An 18,954-nucleotide genomic window follows, 5' to 3' on the forward strand; every position below is an offset into this window, starting at 1 on the left:
TATTCCCCCTTTTACAATTTTTCCGCTATTCTCAGCTTGGCCGACCTTGCTCGAGGATTCTGCTCAAGCTCGCGCTCTCCCGGCACGATCGGTTTGCGATTAATCAATTTCAGAACACCGGCTTTCCCGCACACGCATAACGGAAAATCCGGCGGGCAGGTGCATTTTTCCACATATTTAGCGAAGATTTGCTTGCAAATCCGATCTTCAAGCGAATGGAACGTAATGACGGAAGCTCTTCCGCCCGGCGCCAAGCATCGTACCGACGCCTCCAGCGCTTCCTCCTCCGCACCAAGCTCGTCATTGACCGCGATTCGCAGCGCTTGGAAGGAACGTTTGGCCGGATGCCCTCCCGTCCGTCTCGTCGCCGCCGGAATCGAAGCTTTGATAAGCTCGGCAAGCTCGCCGGTCTTCTCAAGCGGCGCCGCCTCTCTTGCTTTCACGATATTTCTGGCAATATTGCGCGCAAACTTCTCTTCGCCGTAACGATCGAGAATGCGTGCGATTTCGCGCTCGTCCCACTCGTTGACGATCTCATAGGCGGTCAACTCGCTCTCCCTGTCCATCCGCATATCCAGCGGCGCGTCATGGTTGTAGCTGAACCCCCGCTCCGCTTCATCAAGCTGCGGGCTCGATACCCCCAAGTCGAACAGAATGCCGTCTACTTGAGGAACGCCTTCTTTAAGCGGCACGCCGCAGCCTCTAAGCTCCTGCTCGAGGTAGCGGAAATTGCTTCGGACAAGCGTCACTTTATCCATATAGGGAGCAAGCCTCTTCTGAGCGTTGTCCAGCGCCCAATCGTCCTGGTCGAATGCGATCAAACGTCCTCCCGCGCCGAGTCGGGACGCAATCAGCTCGCTATGTCCCGCTCCCCCAAGCGTGCAATCGACGTAAATGCCGTCCGGCTTGATGGCCAAGCCGTCCACCGCTTCTTCCAATAAAACCGTAGTATGCTGAAACACGCTTTAAGTCCTCCCATATCTGTTGTCTGTCTAAGAAGTATGTATGCTGTCTTAAAAATTAAAGTCAAAATCCACCAGCTTCTCAGCAATTTCGTTAAATGTCTGCTCCGATTGCTCGTAGTAGCTGTCCCAAGTCTCTTTGCTCCAAATTTCAACTCGTCCCGATACGCCGAGCACCATGCAATCCTTATCCAGCTTGGCGTACTCGCGCAGGTGGCTTGGTATATTTACCCTTCCCTGTTTGTCCAGCTCGCATTCCGTCGCCCCCGAGAAAAAAAACCGGGTAAACGCCCGCGCATCCGACTTCATCAGCGGCAGCGACTTCAGCTTCTGCTCCAGCACGCTCCACTCGCTCATCGGATAAACAAACAAGCAGTTATCGAGGCCTCTTGTGGCGATAAAGGCTGAACCGAGCGCTTCGCGGAACTTGGAAGGAATAATGATACGTCCCTTCTCGTCTATGCTATGTTGATATTCACCCATAAACATGGTTTCCGCTCCACTCCTTCCCCCTAACGCTCCACTTTGCCCCACTTTTCCCCACCTAGATACAGTAGTTCGCCACCTAAAATAAAAATCCTGCTCTGGGAGCAGGAAAATGAAAAAAATATTTTAGCCTATTAATCATTGTTTTGCCTATAAAAACGCAGTTGACTAGACACCATATGGTGTCCTATACTGGAATCGACACCAAATGGTGTCTGATTTAACCCTATCAACGCCGCAGCATTTGTATTGCATATTGGCTTCAAGCAGCATTGCCCGCATTCGTGCGTGGCGTCAGCTGTCCCCTCGCCGCGTGACGCCTGAACAGCTGAACGTTTGTAAGGAGGTGGTGAAATGAACGGCAGTTCCTTCATACCGTCAATCGAATTCTGCAGCAGAAAATTAGATTTGGAGGGGGTGTTATGGGCGAGAACAACCAGCTGCGGGATGTGTTCGAGGCAATCGCAGATCCGACCAGACGCCGATTGATTCATCTGCTGACCGAAGCAGATGAGATCCCCCTTCATGAGTTAGCCGCGCAGTTTCCAATGGGCCGCACAGGGGTATCCAAGCATCTGAGCATGCTGAAAGAAGCGGGACTGGTGCTTGACCGGAAGGTCGGCAGAGAAACTCGATTCAGGCTGAACGCCTCCCCGCTCAGAGAAGTTCAGCATTGGGCCGCTTTCCACAGCACGGTCTGGAGCACGAAAATGTATCGCTTGCACCAACTATTAGAGGAGGAAGAACAGATGAGCTTCACATTGTCCATGGATTTTCAGTTCGCAACTTCGATCGAGAAGGCTTGGTCGGCCTTAACCGATTCAGGCAAGCTTGCCAAATGGATAACGGAAAATGATTTCGAGCCCGTCCCTGGGCATGGCTTTACGTTTCGGCATCAACCGTCCGAATGGTGGGACGGCATCGTGGAAGGCGAAGTGCTCGCTGCGGACGAACCGAACCGTTTGTCTTATAGTTGGGCCAGCGGAGGGGAGAAGCAGACGGTCACCTGGACGCTCCAGCATGTAGAGGATGGAAAAATAAATCTGCATCTGGAACAAACCGGCTTCACAACGACGCAAGGACTCGAAGGAGCTAGGTATGGCTGGAGCAATTGGTTCGGGGAGTTCGCAAAGGTCCTGGAATAAACAGCATTAAAGCCGCAGGGATTGTATAAACAAGAAACCCCCCGCCAATGCGATCGTTGGCGGGGGTTCATTGATGACGCTTATTCGTGCTCCGCCCAGCTGTCCAAATAAGCAGCTTGCTCCGGAGTCAGCTTGTCGATGCCCATGCCGAGCGATTCCAGCTTCAGTCTTGCCACTTGCTCGTCAAGCTCGTAAGGGACGTTAACGACTTTGCTGCCGATCGACTTGTACTGCTCGTTGACGTACTTCAGCGACATGGCTTGTAGCGCAAACGTCATATCCATAATTTCAGCCGGATGTCCGTCGCCCGCCGCCAGATTGACGAGACGTCCCTCAGCCAGCAGGTAAATGCTGCGTCCATCCTCCATCTTGTATTCCTCGATGTTGCGGCGCACGGTTCGTTTGCTTGTCGACATCGCTTCAAGCTCCACCTTGTTCACTTCAACGTCGAAGTGGCCGGCATTGGAGAGAAGCGCGCCATTTTTCATCACTTTGTAATGCTCTCCGCGAATCACGTCGCGGTTGCCCGTCACCGTTACGAAGATGTCGCCGTGTTTGGCGGCTTCCTGCATCGGCATAACGGCAAATCCGTCCATATAGGCTTCCACTGCTTTGATCGCGTCGATTTCCGTTACGATGACGTTAGCGCCCATTCCTTTGGCGCGCATCGCAACGCCTTTACCGCACCAGCCGTAGCCGACGACGACGACCGTTTTGCCCGCAACGACCAGGTTTGTCGTCCGGTTAATGCCGTCAATGACGGATTGACCCGTGCCGTACCGGTTATCGAACAAATATTTGCAGAACGCATCGTTTACGGCAACCATCGGGAAGGTTAGCTTGCCTTCCTTCTCGAGCGCTCTTAGACGAATGATGCCGGTTGTTGTTTCTTCGGCGCCGCCGCGCAGATTTACGGCCATTTCCTTGCTGTCGGAATGCAGCAGCGTCACGAGATCGCCGCCGTCATCGATAATCAAATCCGGCTTGCATTCCAGCGCCTTCATGTTCAGCGCCTTAAATTCAGCCGGCGTCGGGTTGTATTTCGCAAATACCGTGATGCCGTCCTCCACAAGCGCCGCGCATACATCGTCCTGCGTGGAAAGCGGATTGCTGCCCGTAATCGTCACTTCCGCGCCGCCCGCTTGCACAACCTTTGCCAAATAAGCCGTCTTCGCCTCGAGATGAAGCGAGATCGTCACCTTCAAGCCTTGGAACGGCTTCTCTTTCTCGAACTGCTCTTTGATCTTGTTCAGCACCGGCATATGGGCGCTGGCCCAATCAATCTTCAGATGACCTTCCGGCGCAAGCGACGGGTCAGCGATGATGCTTTTCTCAACTGTGTTCATGTGCGGGTTCCTCCCGTTTAATTGAAATGATTCCTTTTACAAATACACAATCTCATGTCCGCCGGTTCGGCTGAACGGGGCTTCCATCAGCTTGCTCAGCCACGCGTCGCCGTAACGGTTCCAATACACAACCATGGAGAGCACGCGCTCCTGCGGCTTGCCCGACGGCGTGATCGCCGTAGCGATCCGGTCCAGCTGGCGGATGGAGGCTTCGAATTGTTTATTATACGCATCCGAGGTTTTTGCTTCCATATAGCCGATTTGCTCCAAAATTTTCGCCATATTCGTTTCCCCGAGCTTCGCGAGACCCGCCTGCACGGATGCCGCCAGATCGATAAGGGGCTGGTAGCTTTCTTGGAACGATTGTTTCACCGCGCTGAACTTCTCTTCGATCGCAAGGTTGTCTTGCTCTTTCAGCCACGCCTCCTTGCGCGCTTCGAAGCTTTCCATCACATCGGCAAAAGTAAGCTCGTATTTCGTCATATACTTCGCGATTGTTCCTTCAATTAAGGTATAGGACATGCGCGGCACAATAATCGGCATCTCCATGGAGAGCACGCGGAAGGCCCCGCCTGTAAGCGCCCAATATGCGATTTCGCCCGGCCCCAGCACCGTGCCGAGAACTGGGAACAAATAATCCTGCATGAGCGGCCGCGTCAGCACATTGTTGCTCAGCAGCTCCGGCCGCTCTTCGGCGATGCGGCGAAGCTCCTCCTTCGTCCAATGCGACCCGCCTTTGCGGTCTCGGTAGCCGTCCTCGCTCTTATGCAGAAGCGTACGCTCTCCGCCCTTCTCCGGCGGGAACATAAACAGATTGGCGCTGCCTGGCACCACATCGGCTTGCAGCGTATAGCCCCACGCCTTAACCTGCTCGGCCGCGCGGATATAAGCCTGCTCCAGCTCATCATTATACTGGAGCAGCTTGCCGAACATCGGCGATTCCAGCTTCCGGATTTCCGGCGCGTCCGCATCCAGCAGGACAAGCCCTTCCGCGCCGAACAATTGGCTGAGCAAGCTCGCGAACATATCCGACAAAGAGACCGAGCTGCGCGACAGCTCGGCAAGCTTCTCCACGATTTGCGGTTTAAACTCGGAATGCGGCAGCGCCTGCTCCAGCTCCTGCAGCAGCTGCTCCCAAACCGCCGGTTCAATAGCCGTGCGGCTGACGGAAGTGCGCGGCCCTTCCGGCCTCGCCGCAGACAGCTTCCGAAGCTCCTGCTCCGCGGTGATCACGTAAGCGTGGTTGGCTTCATCCCAATCATGGTCCTCGCCCGCGATCCAAAATACGGGCACGACCCGGGCGCCAAGCTGCTCGCTAGCCGATTTGGCCGCTTTTATAATCGTTACCGCTTTATGTATGACAAGCAGCGGTCCGGTCCATAGCCCGGCTTGCTGGCCCCCGATCACGACAGGCGCGCCTTCCGCTATTTGATCGATAGAAGACAAAACCGCCGGGGCTGCGCCCGCCTTTCGGTTGTACACCCGAAGCGCCTCCGCCACGTCTGCTTTGTCCGCTCTTAATGCCGTTCTCTCTTGCAACGAACGGTATCTTCTCTCCCAGTCTCGCTCCGATCCGGAATGGTAACCGTAAAGCTCCGCGATCCGGTCATCCGTTTGATGGATATAGGCCTCCGTCAAAGGCTGCGCGATGGGAAGCCGATACGATTCATGATTCGTCATGCGGTGTCGCCTCCCGATTGTATAAGAAATCGTATAATTCTATACGTACGTCAAAGCCATTGTACACAAAGTGGAAGCCGCCCGTCAAAGCAAGAAAGCCCCTGCGCAGCAGGAGCGTTTCATTCATTCGGCTCTTATTTACATATTCAGGCGCTTATGCGACGGTGAAGAGCAGTCTTCCGAGCATAATAATCATAAACACCACATACAGCGCGCTCATCGCAAAAAAACTCATGCGCCAAACCGCCCGGAACACGCGTTTCACATCTACGGTCCCGCGCTTGCGGAATTGCGCGTTGCCCAGCAAACCGCCGCCAATAATCATGACGAGCAAAATGCCGTACAAGCCGAAATCATTATCAAATAGGATGTTGAATAGGGCCGCCACGCACAAAATAAAAAATGCGTTGGAGACATCAATCGCCATCGTGATCGCTTTTTTTCGATCCCGGATGTAGGCACCGTATACGAACAGAACAATGGCAAAGGGTAAGATCGGTATAACCGCGAGAATCGTATACAGCCATTCGATGCTGCCCCATATTGCTCCCATTCCCGCCCTCCTCCCTGGATTACAACGTTGCTTCGCCGTATGGCGCAATCAGCGCCGTCATGGCATCGTTAAGCGGCGATTCCCGCCCGAGCTGCTTGGCGAGCCTCGACACTGCTCCGTTAATAGCCTCGATCTCCGTCGGCCTTCCCGCCCTGACATCAGCCAGCATCGACGAAACATTGGCGCTTGTCCGGCTGCAGACATCCAGCACGGCATCCCATCTGTCCTCGGATCGCTCCATTCCGGCGGCGACCAATATTTCATAGGTTTCCTTATGTAAAGCCCGCATAAGCCGCAGCCGTCCGTCATGCTGAGGCAGCTCTCCGTTCGTTACATCAAACAAGGCAGTAAGCGGATTAATCACCGCATTAATCAGCAGCTTTTGGTAAATGCGATTCTTCATGTTTTTCGACAGAATAGCGTGAAATCCTGCCTTTTGCAAGGAAGAAAGTAACATTTTTTGTGCAATCTCGCTTTTTTCGGCTTTTTTCTGACCGTTTGCGTCCCATTCGCCGAACCAAAGCTCTCCAATGCCGGTATGCTTCACTGTACGGCTGTCCTCTCGTTTCGCCCCGTCGGTTGTAACCGCCGCATAAACCGGCGTTCCGCCAAGCGCGTCCGCCAGCTTCTCGAGATGTCCGATTCCGTTCTGCAGGCAGATGACGGATGCGCCGTTTCTCGCCTTGTCCGACAGTGCCTTTAAGCTAGATAATAGCTCGCTTCCGATCGCGGTCTGCTTCACGGCGAGCAAAATCCACATCTCGTCTTCCATCTCCATAGCGGATAGACGGCTCCCGTTCAACCATTCGCTCGCGACGCGGACAAGCTGTTCCTCTCCCTGTTTGTTCACGAGCAGCAAGCCCTCCTCGCAAATCCGCCTGCTTTGCGCCTCCGTTCGCGTCCATAGCGTCGCCCCGGCTTCCGCGAGCGCAAGCTTAGCGGCAAACAGCAGCCCGATCGCTCCGCCGCCTACAATATGAATACCCATTGTTTTCTCCCTGTCCAGCGGAAATAATTGGCTTTCAAGTCTTCCGTATTATAACCTTCGCCTATTTAAAAGAAAAGCCCGCCGTTTAGGAATACGGCGGGTTCTTCTGCTCCGATATGACCTATTCAATACGTTCCAAGTTACCGTTGGCATCCATCTTAAACCGCGGCTTTGCTTCCTCTTCATTCGATAGTACCGTTAGCCGTCTTGCGCGGTCCATAATTTGAATCAGCGTTTTGTAATCGTCGTTAACGGCGCGGTAATCGGTTTGGGCGCTGTTCACTTCCTTCGTCAGTCTTTCATTCTCGCTGCGAAGCCGGTACAGCTCTTCTTCCTTTTCTTTCAATTCCTTCTCGAACAGCTTAATTTGTCTGGCTAAATCTTGATAGGTCGTTTTCCAGCTCCGCAGATAGCGAATGACCGCATCAACGGTAAGCCCTTCGTCCATCGCGTTTACATCCTGTTTAAAAGCGCGTTCTTCCGCGTCATATACCGCTATTGAAGAGACTTGGGATGTGGCGGTAACCGCCTGTTTTTTCAAATAGTTGCGCTTCTGGCGCTGCTGCTTCGCAATTTGAATCGCATCCTCGTAACGCTTGCGGACACAGCTGTTCCAACGGAACCCGCAGGCTGCGGATGTGCGCCCGATTCTTTCGCCAACCTCTTCGAAGGCCGCAAGCTGTGTGCTTCCCTCTCTTATATGGCGGAGCGTTACTTCGGCGAGAATCAAATCATCGTCCGGACTCCACGCGTCTTGTCTAACTGCTGTCATGCAATCAAAACCTCCTAACGTAAAAGGCGCTTACTTATCTCTATGCCCTTGGTAGAGTTCATAGAATCTATTGGATACTATTTTGTATATCCATTTTTTAACTGACTCATACATGATTAGGATGATTGATGAGCAAACTGTAAACGGAAGGATCGTTTTATGGCAAAAAGTTTGCGATTTCGTCACGTATTCCGGTTTACACTGTACGGGGCAAACGCTATAATGAAGTTTAGAAAAATCGGGGCTTGGAAAAGGGGGATGTATCATGGCACGCATGTATCGCGTTCTGGGCTTTTGGTGCCTAGTGATCGGACTGATGGCTTTTGCAGGCCACATGACGGAATTCGCGCTGTTGTTCTTTGCGCAGGCTGTCGCGTTCGTATTTTTGGGCTACTTGAATTTCTCCGAGAGAACATACATAACGATGTTCTGGGGATATATGGTGATTTCGTTCGTAGGCTTCACCTACTGGTCGGTCTTCAAGATGGACCTGCCGTTCTAAACATCAGAACAAATGAGGCTGTCACCCGGTCGGATTAGATCCGCCGGTGACAGCCTTTTTAATGCCTTGCGGCTATTTCTTCTCCAGCACCATCACCTTAAAGCTCTCGCTCATGCTGTCGCTGAGCAGAAGCTGGCGAACGGCGCGGTTCCGTCTTGCAGCCTCACCGAACGGATCCATGCCGTCATGGTTGCGCAGCAGCTCAAAAACGCCATAGTCCACAAGAAACTGCTTTTGCGTGTCATAGTAGACGACCTCGAAGCCCGCCTCTCGCGCCGATGCCTTGACGAAGGCGAAGGAAACATGCGCCGTTATATCCCGCTCGCCCGCGCCGAGCAAGGGCGAATCGCTGGCTTGATGCCTCCAATACGTCATTAATGTGCCTTCCATCCGGTGTTCCGCCGCGTATTCCTCCGCATCATGGCCGTAATCAATAATCATGACCTTTCCCTTCGGCATGCGTGAGCTTAACTCGAAAAGCCAATCGCGCACGCCGGGGCAAATCTCCGTCGTTTGCCCCTCCCTTAAAAATATGCCGTCCCGCTTAAGCCAATCCGCTAGTCTTGGATCGGTTACCGCCATTTCGGTTAATGCGAAGCCTTCATCCGGCACAACGGCTACGCCGAGCTCGACGAGTCGCTTCCCCCTTCTCCGTATGCGGTGAACAGGGAAAGCGTCCAGCAATTCATTCGCCAGCACCAGAACGGAACCGTCAGACATCCACTTCGCATACTGTTCCCCGAATTGGACGGATGATAGGACGACCGGCTGTCCACCACCTGCCCGATGAAACGTCCGGAAGGATTCCGCCGCAGCCGCTGCATGGCCTGGATGGTTCTCCACGATAAGCGGGCGGAGCGTCATCTCTTCCGCTGACCGATGGTTTCGGAAGGCCGCCGCAATATCGGCAGACAGCTTCCCTGTGCCTGCTCCCCATTCCGCGAGCGTAACCGGAAATCCATATTCGCGGCCGAAATCGGCGGCGTAACGAGCGATAACTTCAGCCATAATAGTGCCGATAGCGGAGCTCGTAAAGAAGTCTCCCGATTTTCCAACTCGAACCGCGCCTGATTGATAATAGCCATACTGCTCGTCATATAAGCAGGCTTCCATGTAGGAGCAGAAGCTGATGGAAGGCACCATTCGACCCTCGTGCCGCCGATTACTTATGATTCGGCCCAACTGTGACGATCCGGCAATCTGTCCGGCGATTTTAGCCGCCAAAGGCGTATCTGGAAAACTCGGCATGATGGATTTCATCCTTTTCCATTTGTAAGATATAATAGAATAGGCTTCCGCATAAACTAGTTGCTGAGGAGGGAGGATGCCGTTGACCGATAGCCACGCTCACAAACGACTCGCAGCCGCAATCCTGGCAGCTCTCATCAGCGCCCTGCTTATTCTTCGGTTGCCCGTTCTAGCCGAAGAGAAGCCTAAATCCGAAGAAGACGTTCATTCTCTGCTCGAAAAAAGCTTATCCGTCGTTGAAATCGACAAAGAAATCGCGAGAATCGCCGTAGAGAAGGAAGCGCTGCTCGACACCATGTCGGATACGGAACGGCAGCTGGCGGAGCAGGAAATCGCGATTGACGGCAAGCGCGATCAAGCAGGCGACGTGCTAAGAGCTTATTACATGGGAGAGCGGGATATGCTATACCTGTCTCTGCTAACGACGGACTCATGGACAGATTTTTTCACTATATTGGATTATCTCGATATCCTCGTATCGCAAGACAAGCATACCTTGAATACATATATCGGACAATATCGGGATCTGCAAAATCAATATACGCAGCTCGAGGACAAGCAAGCTGAATTGATTGCCTTGGAGGAGAAGCTGAAGCTGCAGCGGGACAGGGTTATCGCCCTTGAAGCCGAGCTGGAAGGCGAGCTGGCAGGAAGAACGGACAGCGAACGGATCCGGCTGCTGATTGAACAGCTGACAAGCTTCTGGGAAGAAAAAGGGCTCACTGAGGTCCGAGAATATTTCAAGGCGCTTTCGCGGGCAATGGGCGAGCTGCCGGGCTGGCTGCAGGATAATAAAGATTTGATGGAGATTAAAGGCTTCCAGTATACGATCCGGGTGCCGGAAGACAGGCTGAACGAATTTTTGCGCGAGCAGGACGAAAAGTTTAACTACTTCTCGTTCCAATTCGAGGACGATCGGATTATCGCATACGGCAAACGGGACGATATCGAGATCAGCGTGTCCGGCCATTACAGTCTCATTGAGGAGCCGGACAACGGCATCATGTTCCATGTTGATGAGCTGAAGTTTAACGGGTTTACACTCCCGGATACGACTCGCGCCGCACTTGAAGAGGAATTCGACCTTGGCTTCTATCCGGGCATGCTGACGAAGTTCCTGAAAGCCAATTCCGTTGCGATCGAGGATGGCGAGCTTATCATTAAACTGAGCGTGTCTTTATAAGGAAAGCTAGCATCAGAAAAGGATGGCATTCTGCCATCCTTTTTACATGCGGTCGCTATTCATCGGCGGATTGTACAAGGGCGAGGAAGCGCTGCGGCTCGTCGCCGGCGGCCTGCCAGACGGCTTGCAAGCTGTTCCATTGATACGGCCAGTTCGGATCCGGCTTAAAGCTTGCGTCGTCCTGCGACAGCTCGCTTAAAGCTTGCAGCCACCATATAGGCGGCAGGTCTTCCGATTGCGTCAGAAGCCTTACCTGCTCGCTGTACAAAGAAGCTCTGACTGGCAGCCGTCCCGACTCTTCCATCTCCTGCAGACCGACCGAGGCGTCCGTCATTTCTTGAATCCATAATATCGCTTCATTCTCCGATTGGCTTGCCGAGCTAATCACGAAGCTGCTTCCGTTCATCCACGGCGAGTCGATGGAATCCTGCTCTACCGTTAGGAGGCTTCTGACCGCTGCACTCATATCAATGTAGGATTCCCAAGGCATAATAAACATGAGCAGACGACTCGCCAAAGCGAGCTGGTTCAGCTGCTGGAGATTCGGGATCGGAACAGCCGATACAGCGGGCATATGCGCTTGCAGCCACAGCAGTTTCTCTTGCTCGGCCTCGGTTAGAGGTCCGAGCTGGAACGAGCGATGCTCCGTTTCGAACCTTGACAGCCACAGCTGCAGCTGCATCAAATCGCCTGGACTCAAATTGACCAAATACCGCTCCCCGTCGGAACGGGGCACGGCCGCGGCGATTTGCTCCGCAAGCGCTTGGAAGTCCAGCCAGTTTTGAGGCGGCTCGGAAAAACCGAACTCGGTTAACATCGGCTTATTCCAAGCGATGATATACGGATTAACCGACTTCGGCGCTCCCCACAAATAGCCGTTCCATTTCAACGGCTCAAGCAGCCCGGGCAGCTGATCCGAAAGCACGTCCCCCGTCATCAGGCTGTCCAGCGGCTTCAAATAACCTTTCACGGCTAATGGAATAATCCAGCTGTTATCGAGCAGCATAATGTCGGGCGCTACGCCCTGCGCGCTTTGCATCGCAATGGAAGCGTATCGTTCGCTGGTCTGTTGTTCATTCGACAGCTCCACGCGCACATGCGGGTACTGCAGCATAAATTTTTCGGTCTGCTCTTCCAACCGTCTGAAGTCGGCAGGCTCCATGGTAACGGTTACATGAAGCACCGTTTCAAGCGGCGCAACGCGCGTTCCTCCCGCGGGCTCCACGGGCGGGTTCCCATCGGCAAGCTCCGCACGGTTCCAATTCATGGACTGGGAGAAATAAAGCAGCAGCAGCGCGGTAAGCAGCAATGCGCCGATCAGGAGGGGCGCAAATTTGCGAGGAGACACAGCCTTCTTCCTTTCCGGCATCATCTTCGTTATGGGAATAGAATAGCAGTTCGAAGCGGAAATGTACAAGACAAAATTGATATAAGATCTGGAATCGATAATTTTTATGCGGACCAAAAGAAAGGCGCGCTAGTGAAGAAGCGCGCCCTATCCTTCCTTATAACAAATCTGCGGCATGCTGAGCCAGCTTGGAACGCTCGCCCTTCTCCAGCGTCATGTGGCCGCTGATGCTCTCCGCTTTAAACTTCTCTACGATATGGGTAAGCCCGTTGCTGATCGAGTCCAGATAAGGATGGTCGATTTGGCCCGGATCGCCCATCAGCACAATTTTACTGCCTTCCCCTACGCGGGATACTATCGTTTTCACTTCATGCTTGGTCAGGTTTTGCGCCTCATCAATGATGATAAATTGCCCCGGGATGGAACGGCCGCGAATATACGTAAGCGCCTCGACCTGGATGCTTCCCATTCCCATTAATATTTTATCGATATCTCCCGCTTTTTTCGTATCGAACAAATACTCCAAATTATCATAGATCGGCTGCATCCACGGCCGAAGCTTCTCCTCCTTCTCGCCTGGCAAATAACCGAGATCCTTGCCCATCGGCACAACCGGACGGGCAATCAGCAATTTTTTATATTTATGCTCATCCTCCACCTTCAGCAAGCCGGCGGCAAGCGCAAGCAGCGTTTTCCCCGTTCCGGCTTTACCCGACAAAGTTACGAGCGGGATGTCATCGTTAAGCAATAGCTCCAAGGCCATCCGCTGCTGCGCGTTGCGCGCCGTGATCCCCCATACGGGATCATTGCTCAAATATAACGGCTCTAGCCGCATGCCGTCTTGGCTTACCTTCAGCAGCGCCGATTTCGAGGTGCCCATTTCATCGCGAAGAATGACAAACTCGTTCGGATGCAGCCTGTCTCTTAGCTGCAAATGATTGACGCTCAAAAATCGATACGTATAAAATTCATCGATAACCGACGGGTGCACATGAAGCGTAATGTTGCCGTTATAAAACTCGGAATTGTCCAGCACGCGGTCGGACAAATAATCCTGAGCCTGCAAGCCGAGCACGTCGGCTTTGATGCGAACAAGCACGTCTTTGCTGACCAAAACTACGCTTCGGCTGTTCTCCGCGTTCTCCTGCTCCATTTGATAATTAAGGGCCACCGCTAATATTCGGTTGTCATTCGACATCTCGCCGAACATTTCCTGTACGCGAACGAAGCTTCTATGATTCAGCTCAACCTTGATCAGACCTCCGCTCGGCAGATCGATGCCTTCATGCAAATGCCCGCTCTCCCGCATCTGATCGAGCAGTCTGGAGACATGTCTTGCATTGCGGCCTAGTTCATCTGCGAGCCGTTTCTTGGAATCAATCTCTTCCAATACGATCGCGGGAATGATGACTTCATTGTCATCAAAGGAGAAGAGCGATTGCGGATCATGGAGCAATACGTTGGTGTCGAGCACGAATATTTTTTTCATGAGAACCCTCCCGGCGTCGGATATACATTTGCATACATAGCCTCAATTGGCAGAGGACACACTAATGCATAAGCGATTTTTGCGCGACACACACGGATAAGAGGTGGCATACATGTACAAATGGTTATCGGCAGTAATGATTATTGCGGTTTTAACTGCAGGCTGCGGCGCCGGCGCGCGTAATAATGCATCACCCTCTCCTCAGAATAATGGTCAACTTCAAGCTCAGCAAAATCAAGACAATGGCGAAAGAATGCTTAGCCGCGCCGAGGTCGAAGCTCATCTTGAACAATTAGCGCGAGGCGTCTCCGGCGTCGAAAACGCCCATTGCGTCATCGTCGGCAATACGGCCATCGTCGGCATCGATGTCGACGGCAACCTGGAGCGCTCACGCGTCGGCACGATCAAATATTCCGTAGCCGAGGCTTTCCGCAAAGATCCTTACGGCGTTGACGCTTTCGTTACGGCTGATATTGACATTACCAACAGGCTTGCGGAAATCGGGGCCGATATCCGCAACGGAAGGCCGCTTGCCGGCTTCGCCGAAGAATTGGCCGATATTATGGGCCGCCTAGTGCCGCAAGTTCCGAGGGATATCGTTCCTCCAGCCATTGATGATCAAGACGTCAACAAGCTTGGCGGGCCGGCAAGCGGCGGCAATAACGGATCCCAAATGACAAACCGTCCGCAAATGCAGCAGACGCATTAAGGATGCCTCTAAGATTTATACTTCCGAGTAGCCTCGGAAATTGTTAAAATTTTATGAGGATAAGCTCTCCAAAAAACACAAAAAGCCTAGTGAGTCCTCACTAGGCTTTCTTCTGTGACGCGTTTCCCATGTTCGCACACTTGTCCGCATCACCTTCGATGGCGTAACGCTTTTCATGATCATTCCAAAGAGCTTCGTCCCGTCTGGCAGGCCGCGGACACGCTGCAGCAATTCGTATTCTCATCCGCATGACCTCCTTCCGAAATCATAAGCAGCTTCTTTGGTCTTATTATAGCTATTATATTAGCATCAGTCTACGGTCATTCAGCCATTTTTGCTTGGAGCGCCGCTCGCGCCTGCGCAAGACTGTCTTCATTGACGTAAACGTTCGGACTTCTCCATACGCCTTCCAGGGCGATGAACTCGATATCGTCGCTGCGGATGGACATATATTTTTGAAGCATGCGCGTAATTTCTTTGCTTGGCATATCCATCGTCACATTGTTGCCGACCGAATCGATGACCGATCCGATCTTCGTGATCCCGCCAAGACTCATCATCTTGTCAACAAGCGCGCTCAGCACCTCGCTTTGCCTGCGGTTGCGGTCGAAATCGCTCGACATGTTCGTGCCGTCTTTGGACTTCCGATAACGGACAAAATCAAGGGCGTCCTCGCCGTTCAATAACTGATAGCCCGGCTGCAAATCAATATCGGTGCCGTCAGCATTATCGGTGTACTTCATGCGAATGTCTACGTTAACCTGGACGCCGCCTAAAGCATCGACTACGTCAGAGAAGCCTTTAAAATTAATAATACCCGCATACTTAATATCGATGCCGAACAGCTTGCTCATAACATCCTTAACGGCTTTTTTGCCTTCCAAGTCGGCCGCTTCCTTCTCCAGCCCGTTATCACGCTTTGCTACCGTATAGAAGTCGGCATAGAAACGGTTCGCCTTCCGCGCCCGGTAGCCCTCCACATCGATGTAGGTATCTCGAGGAATGGATACGACCGTCGCTTTCTTCGTCTTCGGGTTAAAAGCCGCAACCATCATGACGTCTGTGTTCAGCGTGCCGCCATGCTCGCGGGAATCCAAGCCCATCAGCACGAAAGCAACCGGCTTGTCCTTGACGGATTCTCCCGCCGGCACCTCTGTCGCTTGCGTCTCGTCCAGGCCAATCGTTTCAATGGCGTCCGTCGCCTTAAAGCCAAGGTAGGTGATCAAACCCGCCGCGGTGAGCAGCAATCCAAAAAATAGCACGAAAAACACCTTTAGAAGCGTCCGTTTCTTTTTCGGTTTTTTCGGTTTGTTCCCTTTGTTCGATTGCGGTTTGGAAGCTTTACGCGTTTCTGACCGAGGAGGCAGCGATGTCGGTCCTTGACTCATGAGTTCCACCTTCAAGTTCAGTTGTATTTGGGATTATCGATAATATCGCGCAGCAGCTGCTCCCCGGATTCCCGGGGAAACAGCTGCAGCTTGGAACGGGAATCCTTCTCATACCGGACGTGGAGCATCGTCTCATCCTGCTTCTCGATGTCGAAGGAGCTGAGTCCGTGGTCTTCCCGCAATATTTGTTCGAAAAACGCTAACGTGTCCTTTGCGGCGTTATCCTCAGGCCTCGCGTCGGCGACAATCCGGATTTGCAGCCAATTGAACAGCGCGTCCTCCAGCCTCATTGGCTGTTCTCCGCGTTGCGTGTCTCCGCTCCGCTCGTACGGCCTTTTTTCCACTTATCGTAAAGCTGACGGCCGCGCAGCATGAGCATCATAATAACGGCAATGGCCATACATTGAATGATCGGCAGCTTATCGACCTGCAAAATCATCAATATAAAGGCGCCAAGGGCCATTACCAGATAGACCAGCACTTCCTTTAAAAGAGGAAGGCGGCTTGCCTGCGGACGAAATACGGCATTGAAGATATAAATGGTAAACGCTAGGATCAACAGGTATGAAACAAGCTTATGCTCGCTTAACCACTCTTGCATCTTGGACCTCCTCAAATGTTTTGCGGCAGCAAAACATACTTCGAAAGCGTAGGCTTCATGTTTGCGCAGCAAACACACTTCGAACGCGTAGCTTACACGCCTGCCTGAGACATCTTGCGGTGCTTCTCGGCGCGCTCGCGTTCGCTCTTCACCAGAATCTTCTTGCGAAGGCGAATCGATTTCGGCGTAATTTCGCAATACTCGTCGTCGTTCAAGTATTCAAGCGCTTGCTCCAAGGAGAAGATAACCGGCGTTTTCAGCTTAACGGTGTCGTCCTTGCCCGCCGAACGGACGTTGGAGAGCTGCTTCTCTTTACAAATATTTACGATTATATCGTTATCGCGATTGTGCTCGCCGACGATCATGCCTTCGTAAATTTCCGTGCCCGGCTCTAGGAACAGAATGCCGCGATCCTCGACGCCCAGCATGCCGTAGAACGTCGATGTGCCGTTCTCGCTGGCAACCAGCACGCCTTGATGCCGTCCGCCTACGCCAGTGCCCGCCAACGGACCGTAGCTGTCGAAGGCATGGTTCATAATGCCGTAACCGCGCGTCAGCGTCAGGAACGATGTGCGGTAGCCGATCAATCCGCGCGCAGGAATAATAAATTCCAGACGCACGGTGCCTGTGCCGTTGTTGATCATATTGACCATTTCAGCCTTGCGTGTGCCAAGGCTCTCCATAACGGCGCCCATGCTTTCTTCCGGCACGTCGATCAGCAGTCGCTCGTACGGCTCCATCTTCACGCCGTCAATTTCCTTGATGATAACTTCCGGCTTGGAAACTTGAAGCTCATAACCTTCGCGGCGCATATTCTCGATCAGGATGCCGAGATGCAGCTCGCCGCGGCCGGAGACGATAAACGCGTCCGGGCTTTCCGTTTCTTCAACGCGGAGCGCCACGTCGGTCTCAAGCTCCTTGAACAGACGCTCGCGCAGCTTACGGGATGTAACCCACTTGCCTTCGCGGCCGGCGAACGGACTGTTGTTGACGAGGAACGTCATTTGAAGCGTCGGCTCGTCAATTTTGAGGACTGGCAGCGCTTCTGGTTGCTGCGGATCCGCAATCGTCTCGCCGATATTGATTTCGCGGATACCCGCGATCGCAACGATATCGCCCGCTCCCGCTTCCGGCACTTCGACGCGCTTTAAGCCTTGGAAGCCGAACAGCTTCTCAATTCTCGCCTGCTTCGTCTTGCCTTCGCGGTCGATAACGGCGACGGATTGGCCTTGCTTAATGATTCCGCGGTTCACGCGCCCGATCGCAATACGGCCCAAATATTCGTTATAGTCAAGTAGCGTTACGAGGAACTGAAGCGGCTCTTCTACGCTTTCTGTCGGAGCCGGAATATGGCTTACGATCGTGTCGTACAGCGCCATCATGTTGTCATCCTGCTTCTCCGGGTCGAGGCTGGACGTTCCCATAAGAGCGGACGCGTATACAACCGGGAATTCAAGCTGGTCGTCGTTCGCGCCTAGCTCGATGAACAAGTCGAGCACTTCGTCGATTACTTCGACCGGTCTCGCGTTCGGACGGTCGATTTTGTTCACGACTACGATCGGCGTCAGATTATGCTCCAGCGCCTTGCGAAGCACGAATTTCGTCTGCGGCATGCAGCCTTCGAACGCGTCGACAACGAGCAGCACGCCGTCAACCATCTTCATAATCCGTTCCACTTCGCCGCCGAAGTCGGCGTGTCCAGGCGTATCCACAATGTTTATCAAATAATTTTTATACGTGATCGCCGTGTTCTTCGCGAGAATCGTAATGCCGCGCTCGCGCTCCAGGTCATTGGAATCCATGGCCCGCTCCTGCACAGCTTCGTGGTCTCTGAACGTGCCTGATTGCTGCAGCAGTTTGTCAACCAGTGTTGTTTTTCCGTGGTCGACGTGCGCGATAATCGCGATATTCCGTATGGTTTCTCTAGCTTGCATAAAATGTAATCCACTCCAAATCCAAATTTTGTTTTTCTCTAAAAACCGGCCATCCAGACTTCTTCCAACCTACCACCGCCGGCGCTTGCCAAGCATCAGCCACGCGCCTGCCGCAATGAAAATAGCGGCAACTAAATAAATGCCCCAGCTCCACATGAGAATAAGGACGAGGAACAGAACAGATGCGGCTGCAAGAGCGATAGACGCTGTAAATACGACACGCGGTACCGAAGATCCGAACATATAGTATTCATACAGTCCCGCGGCTAAGCCGAACACAAAGAGCGGCCACAGAAACTTTAGGCTCTCCCAGCCGAAAATGTTGCAGATGATAAAAAGCACTGCATAAACTACGAGCATTCCTCCAGGAACCAGCATAAAGGCCGGAACTACTCTGCCGAAGTAGAGCACATGCAGCAGCACTCCCGGAATCAAAACGAGCAATGGCCAAAATACAGCTCCCAAAAAGCTGAATACTCCTAATTTGCCCAATAAGATAAGGACCCCGGCAAGCAGCAAAATAATTCCAGCGGAATATTTGTTCGAAGGCATAAACATTTCCGCTCCTTATAACATCTTTCGTGCAGACAAGACGAAAGACGCCATTTTTTTATCTTTCT

The 18,954-nt window shown here is 52.8% G+C and carries 19 protein-coding genes and 1 pseudogene; 5 read left to right on the forward strand and 15 right to left on the reverse strand.

Annotation, left to right across the window (positions count from 1 at the left end; genetic code table 11):
• Nucleotides 1–11 precede the first annotated feature (11 nt).
• Nucleotides 12–962, reverse strand: a complete 951-nt coding sequence (rsmH, locus tag D3P08_RS04080) for a 16S rRNA (cytosine(1402)-N(4))-methyltransferase RsmH (RefSeq protein ID WP_119598174.1) — start codon at nt 960–962, stop codon at nt 12–14.
• A gap of 51 nt (nt 963–1,013) precedes the next feature.
• On the reverse strand, nt 1,014–1,451 hold the full coding sequence (mraZ, locus tag D3P08_RS04085; RefSeq protein ID WP_119598175.1) for a division/cell wall cluster transcriptional repressor MraZ: 438 nt from the start codon (nt 1,449–1,451) through the stop codon (nt 1,014–1,016).
• 419 nt (nt 1,452–1,870) lie between these two features.
• On the opposite strand from mraZ, the pseudogene D3P08_RS27650 reads away from it, so the two are divergent.
• Nucleotides 1,871–2,197: pseudogene (locus D3P08_RS27650) on the forward strand (ArsR/SmtB family transcription factor); the annotation flags it as partial.
• Nucleotides 2,198–2,593: an SRPBCC family protein gene (locus D3P08_RS27655; protein ID WP_240647338.1), complete on the forward strand. Its 396-nt coding sequence runs from the start codon at nt 2,198–2,200 to the stop codon at nt 2,591–2,593.
• 80 nt (nt 2,594–2,673) lie between these two features.
• On the opposite strand, the gene D3P08_RS04095 is transcribed toward D3P08_RS27655, so the two are convergent.
• From D3P08_RS04095 to D3P08_RS04115, 5 genes are all read right to left on the reverse strand, one after another.
• Entirely contained in the window at nt 2,674–3,939 is a 1,266-nt protein-coding gene (locus tag D3P08_RS04095) for an adenosylhomocysteinase (RefSeq protein WP_119598177.1), read from the reverse strand.
• Between the two features lie 36 nt (nt 3,940–3,975).
• The gene (bshC, locus tag D3P08_RS04100; protein WP_119598178.1) at nt 3,976–5,619 is read right to left on the reverse strand and encodes a bacillithiol biosynthesis cysteine-adding enzyme BshC; all 1,644 of its coding nucleotides are present in this window, start codon (nt 5,617–5,619) and stop codon (nt 3,976–3,978) included.
• 154 nt (nt 5,620–5,773) lie between these two features.
• Nucleotides 5,774–6,172, reverse strand: a complete 399-nt coding sequence (locus tag D3P08_RS04105) for a DUF3397 domain-containing protein (protein WP_119598179.1) — start codon at nt 6,170–6,172, stop codon at nt 5,774–5,776.
• Between the two features lie 19 nt (nt 6,173–6,191).
• Nucleotides 6,192–7,160: a ketopantoate reductase family protein gene (locus D3P08_RS04110; protein WP_119598180.1), complete on the reverse strand. Its 969-nt coding sequence runs from the start codon at nt 7,158–7,160 to the stop codon at nt 6,192–6,194.
• Nucleotides 7,161–7,281: 121 nt separating this feature from the next.
• Nucleotides 7,282–7,932, reverse strand: a complete 651-nt coding sequence (locus tag D3P08_RS04115) for an RsfA family transcriptional regulator (RefSeq protein WP_119598181.1) — start codon at nt 7,930–7,932, stop codon at nt 7,282–7,284.
• A gap of 265 nt (nt 7,933–8,197) precedes the next feature.
• On the opposite strand from D3P08_RS04115, the gene D3P08_RS04120 reads away from it, so the two are divergent.
• Nucleotides 8,198–8,434 (forward strand): DUF2626 domain-containing protein, encoded by a 237-nt coding sequence (locus D3P08_RS04120; protein ID WP_119598182.1) that lies wholly within the window; start codon nt 8,198–8,200, stop codon nt 8,432–8,434.
• Nucleotides 8,435–8,506: 72 nt separating this feature from the next.
• Here D3P08_RS04120 and D3P08_RS04125 read toward each other — a convergent pair whose 3' ends face one another.
• Nucleotides 8,507–9,682 carry a class I SAM-dependent methyltransferase gene (locus D3P08_RS04125; RefSeq protein ID WP_162848356.1) on the reverse strand — a complete coding sequence of 392 codons (1,176 nt, stop codon included), beginning with the start codon at nt 9,680–9,682 and terminating at the stop codon, nt 8,507–8,509.
• Nucleotides 9,683–9,764: 82 nt separating this feature from the next.
• Between D3P08_RS04125 and D3P08_RS04130 the strand changes: the two genes are divergently transcribed.
• On the forward strand, nt 9,765–10,865 hold the full coding sequence (locus tag D3P08_RS04130; RefSeq protein WP_147381773.1) for a coiled-coil domain-containing protein: 1,101 nt from the start codon (nt 9,765–9,767) through the stop codon (nt 10,863–10,865).
• 55 nt (nt 10,866–10,920) lie between these two features.
• Here D3P08_RS04130 and D3P08_RS04135 read toward each other — a convergent pair whose 3' ends face one another.
• Nucleotides 10,921–12,213, reverse strand: a complete 1,293-nt coding sequence (locus D3P08_RS04135) for an ABC transporter substrate-binding protein (RefSeq protein WP_162848357.1) — start codon at nt 12,211–12,213, stop codon at nt 10,921–10,923.
• A gap of 157 nt (nt 12,214–12,370) precedes the next feature.
• Nucleotides 12,371–13,702: a PhoH family protein gene (locus tag D3P08_RS04140; RefSeq protein WP_119598186.1), complete on the reverse strand. Its 1,332-nt coding sequence runs from the start codon at nt 13,700–13,702 to the stop codon at nt 12,371–12,373.
• A gap of 112 nt (nt 13,703–13,814) precedes the next feature.
• Between D3P08_RS04140 and D3P08_RS04145 the strand changes: the two genes are divergently transcribed.
• Nucleotides 13,815–14,411: a YhcN/YlaJ family sporulation lipoprotein gene (locus D3P08_RS04145; protein WP_119598187.1), complete on the forward strand. Its 597-nt coding sequence runs from the start codon at nt 13,815–13,817 to the stop codon at nt 14,409–14,411.
• 320 nt (nt 14,412–14,731) lie between these two features.
• Here D3P08_RS04145 and D3P08_RS04150 read toward each other — a convergent pair whose 3' ends face one another.
• The 5 genes from D3P08_RS04150 to D3P08_RS04170 form a co-directional block, all read right to left on the reverse strand.
• Nucleotides 14,732–15,799: an LCP family protein gene (locus D3P08_RS04150; protein ID WP_119598188.1), complete on the reverse strand. Its 1,068-nt coding sequence runs from the start codon at nt 15,797–15,799 to the stop codon at nt 14,732–14,734.
• Nucleotides 15,800–15,816: 17 nt separating this feature from the next.
• Nucleotides 15,817–16,089, reverse strand: coding sequence for a hypothetical protein (locus D3P08_RS04155; RefSeq protein ID WP_119598189.1), 273 nt, complete (start codon nt 16,087–16,089; stop codon nt 15,817–15,819).
• On the reverse strand, nt 16,086–16,400 hold the full coding sequence (locus tag D3P08_RS04160; protein ID WP_119598190.1) for a YlaH-like family protein: 315 nt from the start codon (nt 16,398–16,400) through the stop codon (nt 16,086–16,088). The genes D3P08_RS04155 and D3P08_RS04160 overlap by 4 nt, the downstream gene beginning before the upstream one ends.
• Nucleotides 16,401–16,492: 92 nt before the next feature.
• On the reverse strand, nt 16,493–18,334 hold the full coding sequence (typA, locus tag D3P08_RS04165; RefSeq protein WP_119598191.1) for a translational GTPase TypA: 1,842 nt from the start codon (nt 18,332–18,334) through the stop codon (nt 16,493–16,495).
• A gap of 69 nt (nt 18,335–18,403) precedes the next feature.
• Nucleotides 18,404–18,886 (reverse strand): hypothetical protein, encoded by a 483-nt coding sequence (locus tag D3P08_RS04170; protein ID WP_119598192.1) that lies wholly within the window; start codon nt 18,884–18,886, stop codon nt 18,404–18,406.
• Nucleotides 18,887–18,954: the final 68 nt, after the last annotated feature.

Origin of the sequence: Paenibacillus nanensis, assembly GCF_003583765.1 — a bacterium.
In the GTDB taxonomy this organism is placed as follows: domain Bacteria; phylum Bacillota; class Bacilli; order Paenibacillales; family Paenibacillaceae; genus Pristimantibacillus; species Pristimantibacillus nanensis.